This window comes from Nocardiopsis valliformis DSM 45023 (assembly GCF_000340985.1).
In the GTDB taxonomy this organism is placed as follows: domain Bacteria; phylum Actinomycetota; class Actinomycetes; order Streptosporangiales; family Streptosporangiaceae; genus Nocardiopsis; species Nocardiopsis exhalans.
Genome location: NZ_ANAZ01000003.1, coordinates 441,578 through 448,590 on the forward strand (window position 1 = coordinate 441,578; position 7,013 = coordinate 448,590).

Annotated in this window: 6 protein-coding genes; 3 read left to right on the plus strand and 3 right to left on the minus strand. The window is 70.9% G+C overall.

What is annotated here, in order from left to right; genetic code table 11:
• Positions 1-51: 51 nt before the first annotated feature.
• Positions 52-2,025, plus strand: coding sequence for a primary-amine oxidase (locus tag D457_RS0104675; protein WP_017579486.1), 1,974 nt, complete (start codon positions 52-54; stop codon positions 2,023-2,025).
• Positions 2,026-2,193: 168 nt separating this feature from the next.
• On the opposite strand, the gene D457_RS0104680 is transcribed toward D457_RS0104675, so the two are convergent.
• Positions 2,194-2,727 carry a YbaK/EbsC family protein gene (locus D457_RS0104680; protein ID WP_017579487.1) on the minus strand — a complete coding sequence of 178 codons (534 nt, stop codon included), beginning with the start codon at positions 2,725-2,727 and terminating at the stop codon, positions 2,194-2,196.
• Between the two features lie 135 nt (positions 2,728-2,862).
• On the opposite strand from D457_RS0104680, the gene D457_RS31880 reads away from it, so the two are divergent.
• Complete coding sequence (locus D457_RS31880; protein ID WP_160167386.1) at positions 2,863-4,581, plus strand: DUF2207 domain-containing protein; 1,719 nt, start codon at positions 2,863-2,865, stop codon at positions 4,579-4,581.
• Between the two features lie 36 nt (positions 4,582-4,617).
• Here the strand turns inward: D457_RS31880 and D457_RS35295 are convergent, their stop codons facing one another.
• Positions 4,618-4,845, minus strand: a complete 228-nt coding sequence (locus D457_RS35295; protein WP_017579489.1) for an ADP-ribosylglycohydrolase family protein — start codon at positions 4,843-4,845, stop codon at positions 4,618-4,620.
• Complete coding sequence (locus D457_RS36360; RefSeq protein ID WP_169542723.1) at positions 4,832-5,011, minus strand: ADP-ribosylglycohydrolase family protein; 180 nt, start codon at positions 5,009-5,011, stop codon at positions 4,832-4,834. The genes D457_RS35295 and D457_RS36360 overlap by 14 nt, the downstream gene beginning before the upstream one ends.
• A gap of 120 nt (positions 5,012-5,131) precedes the next feature.
• On the opposite strand from D457_RS36360, the gene D457_RS0104695 reads away from it, so the two are divergent.
• Positions 5,132-6,955 carry a PASTA domain-containing protein gene (locus D457_RS0104695; RefSeq protein ID WP_017579490.1) on the plus strand — a complete coding sequence of 608 codons (1,824 nt, stop codon included), beginning with the start codon at positions 5,132-5,134 and terminating at the stop codon, positions 6,953-6,955.
• The last annotated feature ends 58 nt before the right edge of the window (positions 6,956-7,013 follow it).

Here is a 7,013-nt window from a genome sequence, read left to right on the forward strand (position 1 = left end):
CTGGCGACACCGCTTACCGACGCCCCCGCCCACCTTCCGCGAAGGACCACGATGGCCGGAAACCCAGCCCACCCGAAACATCCGCTCGACGCCCTCACCCCGGACGAGATCACCGCCACCCGCGACCTCCTCACCCGCACCGGGCACGCCTCGCCCCGGAGCAGGTTCGTGTACGTCGGACTCGAGGAACCCGCCAAGCGCGACCTGCTCGCCCACGCCGCCCGCGCCCCTGGCCGCGGCCCCGGGCCCACCATCGCCCCGGACCGGCGCGTACGCGTCATGCTCCTGGACACCGGGGGCGGCCCCTCCCGTGACCTCGTTGTCTCGCTCACCCACGACCGGGTCGACTCCGACCGTGTACTCAACCCCCTCACCGACGGTCAGCTACCCGTCCTCGATGAGGAGTTCGAGCTGGTCGAGCGGGTGCTGACCGCCGACGAGCGCTGGCTCAAGGCCCTGCGCGACCGCAACCTCGACCCTGCCCGGGTCCGGGTGGCGCCGCTGTCCGCCGGGGTCTACGACGACGAGTACCCCGAGGAGCGCGGCCGCCGCATCCTGCGCGGGCTCGCCTTCGTCCAGGAGCACGAGGCCGACCACCCCTGGGCGCACCCGGTGGACGGGCTCGTCGGCTACGTCGACGTCGCCAACCACACCGTGGACCGTGTTCTGGACTTCGGCCCGGTCCCAGTGCCCTCAGTCAACGGGAACTACACCGACCCCGAGCTGGTCGGCCCGCACCGCACCACCCAGAAACCCATCGAGATCACCCAGCCCGAAGGCCCCGGCTTCACCCTCGACGGCAACTTCCTCACCTGGGAGAATTGGTCGCTGCGCATCGGCTTCGATGCCCGCGAGGGGCTGGTCCTGCACCAGATCTCCTTCCATGACCGCGACCAGAACCGCGAGCGCCCCCTCATCCACCGGGCGTCCATCGCCGAGATGGTCGTCCCCTACGGCGACCCCTCCCCGGTGCGTTCCTGGCAGAACTACTTCGACACCGGCGAGTACATGGTCGGCCGGTACGCCAACGCCCTCCAACTCGGCTGCGACTGCCTCGGCGACATCACCTACCTGGACGCCGTGATCGCCGACGAGTCCGGCGCGCCCAGGACCCTGCCCAACGCCGTGTGCATGCACGAGGAGGACTTCGGCATCCTCTGGAAGCACACCGATCTCTGGGCGGGCTCGGCCGAGACCCGCCGCCAGCGCCGCATGGTGATCTCGTTCTTCACCACCGTGGGCAACTACGACTACGGGTTCTTCTGGTACCTGTACCTGGACGGAACCATCGAGTTCGAGGCCAAGGCGACCGGCGTCGTCTTCACCTCGGCCCACCCCGGCGGCGATTACCCGTACGCCTCGGAGGTCGCCCCCGGCCTGGGCGCGCCCCTGCACCAGCACCTGTTTTGCGCCCGCCTGGACATGAACCTGGACGGGACCACGCACCGGGTGGAGGAGGTCGACGCGGCGCGTGTTCCCATCGGTCCGGACAACCCGCGCGGAAACGCCTTCACCCAGAAACGCACCGTGCTCACCTCCGAACTCGCGGCCCAGCGCCTGGCGGACGCCTCCGTGGACCGGGTGTGGCACGTGTCCAACCCCGAGTCGCTGAACCACCTCGGCCAGCCAGTCGCCTACGCGCTGCACCCCGAGGGCAAGCCGGTGCTGCTCGCCGACCCCGCGTCCTCGGTGGCGGCGCGGGCGGCCTTTGCCACCAGGCACCTGTGGGTGACCGCCCAGGACGACACCGAGCGCTACCCCGCGGGTGACCTGGTCAACCAGCACCACGGCGGGGCGGGCCTGCCCGCGTTCATCGCCGAGGACCGGGCGATCGACGGCCAGGACGTGACCGTCTGGCACACCTTCGGCCTGACCCACGCACCCCGCCCCGAGGACTGGCCGATCATGCCGGTGGACTACACGGGCTTCAAGCTGCGCCCGGTGGGCTTCTTCGACCGGAACCCGACGCTGGACGTCCCGCCCACGGTGAGCGCGCACAGCTCGCACGGCTGCTGCGCGGACTGACCCGAGCCGCCCGCACCACACCGGATAAGCGGGGGAAAGCGGGGGAAGCGGTCATTTCGGCGGTGCGCCGGAGCCCTTCCCCCGCGCCCTATCCACACGTGGATTTGTCGACAAATCAACTCAGACGCCACCCGCTCAACCTGAGCCCGTCACGTCCTACCTGGCCAACTACCCGGCCAACGGCCTGGTCAGAGACAGCACCTCAGCGCCCGGTAGCTCGGCCAGAAGCGGCCCCGGGACCCGCAGCTTGGAGCGGCGCAGGCCGCTGCCCACCACCACCCACGGGGTGTCGTACACCCGCTTGTCCACCAGGACCGGCCATCCCTTCGGTACTCCGAACGGCGTGATGCCGCCGTACTCCATGCCGGTCAGTCCGGTCGCCTCGTCCATCGGCGCGAACGACGTCTTGCGCGCGCCCAGGTGCTTGCGCAGCACCCCGTTGACGTCCGCCCGGTCGGTGGCCAGCACCATGCACGCCGCGTACGTCACCTCACCGCCGCGCTTGGCGGACAGCACCACGCAGTTCGCGCTGGTTTCCAGCGTCAGCCCGTAGGCCTCGCAGAACTCCGCCGTGTCCGCGAGCTCGGGGTCGATCGCGGCTGCCCGCACCGAGCCGTCGAAGGGGGCGATCGCCGCACGCACCGGGTCGGCCGTCAGTTCCGGGTGGTCGTGCGCCGCCACCCACTCGATCCGCTCCGCCATGCCCGCTCCCCGTTCCCGTACATATCCACGTTCCCGCTTCCGTGCGCCACCATGATGCCTCAAGCCGGGGAAACGGCCGCACCCGGACAGTCCGCCCCTCACATATACCGGCCGGTACCTCGTAGGCTTCGCGGTATGCGCCAGACAAACCCGGGGGGAGGGTTGGTCGGCGCGGCAGTCCTGGTCAGCGCGCTGGTCACGGTACCTGTCACGCTACTGGCCCCACTCGCACACGCCAGTGACTCCGAAGACGAATCGGCTCGTCTCAACGAGAGCGTCACCGCCTATCACACCACCGCCGAGGTCCACCCGGATGGGACCGTGGACGTGGTCGAGACGATCACCTACGACTTCGATACCAACACCAGCCCCGGCATCTACCGGAGTATCCCGGTGACCCTGGACAAGAGCCTGTTCCGGGAACGGGTCGTCGAGATCCGGGATCTGGAGGTGTCCAGCCCGACCGGGGCCGAGACCCGGCTGGACTCCGCCGGGATGGAGGGCGACGAGTACGTCGTCCTCGTCGGGCTGGAGGACCAGGAGGAAACCCACGTCACGGGAGAGCACACCTACGAGCTCTCCTACACGCTGGAGGGCGCCCTCCTGGCCCTGGACGACCACGACGAGTTCTACTGGGACTTCGTCGGCCCCGACTGGGACGTCCCCAAGGAGGACGTGTCGGTGCGGGTCACCGCGCCGCAGATCATCGACGTCTCCTGCTATCAGGGCGCCGAGCGCGGCAACAGTCCCTGCGAGCAAGCTGAGTACTCGGGCGAAATCGCGCAGGCCGGCCAGCCCCGGCTGGCGGCGACCGACGGCATGACCGTCGCCGTCTCCATGACCAAGGGCGCGGTCGACACCTCCGCCTCCCTGCACGAGACCCGTCGCATGTGGACCATGGGGTTGACCGTCCCCGTCCTCGCGCTCCTCCTGCTGGGTGCGGTGGCCGTCATGGCGGTCTACCGCAAGCGCACCGACGCCGCGGCCCGCGCCAGCTTCGACCGCATCCCGCCCGGCCTGGGCCCGGCCGCCGCGCACACCATGCACAGTTCGGTCGGCACGCTTGGCCCCGAAGACCTCATGATCATGCTGGTCCAGCTGGAGGAACGCGGGCTGATCGCCTCGCAGCCGCACCCGGGCACCCCGGGCGACTGGGTCTTCCACCTGCGCGTGTACCCGAACGACCCGCGCCTGACCCCGGCCGAGCAGGTCCTGATCCGCGACCTGTTCGCGGGCGCGCCCAGCACGGACCTGCAGATGATGACCACCTTCCTGACTCCGTCGGTGACCCAGGCCGTCAACAAGCGGCTGTACGAGGAGAAGCGCGCGCTGAACCTGTGCCCCACCTCGGGGACCTACCTGTTCGGCCGGGTGTTGCTGCCCCTCCTGTGCGTGATCGCGGGCGTCATCATCCTCTTCGCCGGCGACTCCTTCCCGGCCAGGGGCGCCGTCTATATCGCGTTCCTGCTGTTCGGCTACGCCGTGGCTTCGGGTGCGCTCCTGGGGATGGGGCCCTACAACGCCAACGGCCGCCGGGTGCGCGCGCTGCTGGAGGAGTCACGCGAGGACTCCGTCCGCGGCGGCCCGCTCTCGGTGATCGGATCGCCCTCCTGGGAGCTGGCGGTTGGCCTGCCCAGCCAGGTACAGGACCGGCTGGCCTACGACTACCAGATGCGTACGCACCAGCCGCGCCCCTACTTCTACGACCCCGTCTACCGACGGCGCTGGGACCAGGACTGCGGGCGCAGGATGCAACCGCAGTCCTCCGGTGGTGGCGGGTTCTCCTCCGGCGGCGGCTTCGGCGGTGGTTCCGTCGGCGGTGGTGGCGGCGGAGGGGGCGGCGGCAGCCGCTGAGCGGTCGCCCTCCCAGCCGCCCCTCCCCGCTCCCGGTCAGCCCCCGTGCCGCCGGAGGATCTCCTCGGCCAGGTCGGCGAGCCCGTCGGCCCGGTAGTCCGGCCAGCCGTGTACCGCGGCCAGGTACGACTCCGGGATGGCCGAACGCCCCCACCTGGCCCCGACCAGCGCCCCGGCGATGGCCGCGATGGTGTCGGTGTCGTCCCCCGCGCGCACCGCCGCCTGCACCGGGGCCGCGTACCGGTCCGGATCACCTTCGTCCACAGGGGTGTGGACGATCGCTGACCATCTCGGGGATCTCGCCCGGGCCCAGGCGTGCGGCGAACTCGTAGGGGACACCGAGGGCGTCCCCGCAGGCCGATCCGAGAAGGACTCCGGCGGCCCGGTCCTCCCGGGTGCTTCGGGCGGGGTCTGTGGTGCTGGGGGCCATGGGGCCTTACAGAACAGGGGGCGGGGATTGTCGCAGTTCGACTCTACCGAGGAGCTCACTGTCCGCATCTGGCCTGATAGAGGGGCCTATGCGGGGTTTGGTCACCGTACAATCCGACACATGGATTCCCCCAGTCCCGCCCCTTCCCCCGGCATCACGCTGCACGGGCGCGTCCTCCTCGGAGAACGCGTCGACGGCGACGGCTCGGTGTCCGTGTACAGCGGTCACGACACGGTGGCGGACATGCCCGTCACGGTCACCCTCCTGGAGCCGGAGCTGGCCGCCGACCCCGCTGTCGCGCACGCCTTCCTGGGCCGGGCCCAGACCCTGGCCGCCCTCGACGCACCCAACCTCGTGCGGGTGCTGGGCGACGGGCGGGACGGCGACCACGTGTACCTGGTCACCGAACCGCCCCCGGGGGAGACCCTCAGCGAGGTGCTCGGCGGTGGTGAGCAGGGGCTGCGCTACAGCCCGCACCTGGCGCTGTCGATCGTGGTCGATGTCCTGGCGACGCTGCGGGAGGCGCACGACGTGGGGCTGGTTCACGGCCACCTCACCCCGGACGACGTGGTCATGGACGACGACGGAGGGGTGACGGTCACCGGTTTCGGGCTGGTCGGGGTCGAGGAGCTGACCCCGCGCACGGACGTGCACGCCGTCGGGGCGCTCCTGCACAGCCTGATGACGGGCTTGCTCCGGGCCGAGGACGGTGAGCCGCTGCGGCCGTCGTCCGTGGTGCCTGGCCTGCCGCCGGACCTGGACATGCTGGTCGCCAACGCCACCGAACCCAACCCGCGCTACCGCCCGCGCGACGCCGGCCAGTACCTGACCCTGGTCGAACAGGTCCTGAGGTCGCTGCCCACGCCGTCAGAGGAGGGCGACGCCACCCAGCCGATCCCGGTGGTGGGGGCGCATACCGCACAAGGCGCCGGGCACGGCTCCGACGGCCCCGACGACACCGGCCGGGACACCAAGGCGGCCCCGCCTCTGTGGCGGCGCGTCCCCGTCCTGGTCACCGTCGGTGTCCTGGTCCTGGCGCTCTTCGCCGCAGGGTGGGCCCTGGCCCCCGAGGAGGCGGTCGAACTCCCCGACCTCACCGGGTTCTCCCCGGAGATGGCGGAGGTGGAACTGGCCGCACTGGAGCTCGACCTCTCCTTCAACTACGCGGACACCTACAGCGACGACATCGAACCCGGCGAGGTGGCCTCGACCGATCCCGCCGCGGGCACGGAGCTGGCGGGAGGGGAATCGATCCTGCTCTCGCTGTCCGTCGGCCCTCAGCACGCCGAGGTCCCGGACGTAGCCGGCGGTACCGAGAACGACGCCCGCAACTCCCTGCGGGAGGCCGGGTTCACCGTGGTCGAGGTGGTGCAGGAGCACTCCGCCGACCAGACTCCGGGCACCGTGCTCTCCTCCGTTCCCGCGGCGGGCGAGGACGGCGACCGCGACGAGGCGGTGACCCTGCACGTCAGTGAGGGCGTCATCGTGCCCAGCCTCATCGGGATGGGGCAGACGGAGGCCGCCGAGGCCCTCGTGGGACTCGGCCTGTCCGTCTCCGTGGCGGAGGCCGCCCACGACACCGTCCCCGAGGGCGAGGTCAGCGGCCAGGCCCCCGAACCCGGCGCGATCCTGCCCGAGGACGGTACGGTCACGATCACCGTCTCCACTGGCCCGGAGGAGGTCGAGGAGGAACCGGAGGAGGACGCACCCGGCGGGGAGTCCGAGGACTCCTCGGGCTCCGAGGGCTCTGGAGACGGCGGAGTTCAGGAAGAAGCCCCGGGCGCCGCCTGCTCCGGCCAGGCCTGGAACCCTCGCACGGTCTACGACGAGGGCGACCAGGTCCATTACGAGGGCCGTGTCTACGAGGCCCGCTGGTGGATCCAAGGGATGCCGCCGAACGCGGGCGGCGAGTGGGGCCCCTGGTCCGATCAGGGCCCCTGCTGACCCACCCTCTTCCCCGTGATCTTGCTACCAGAAGCGAAATCGGCGCCCTCGGGTTTCG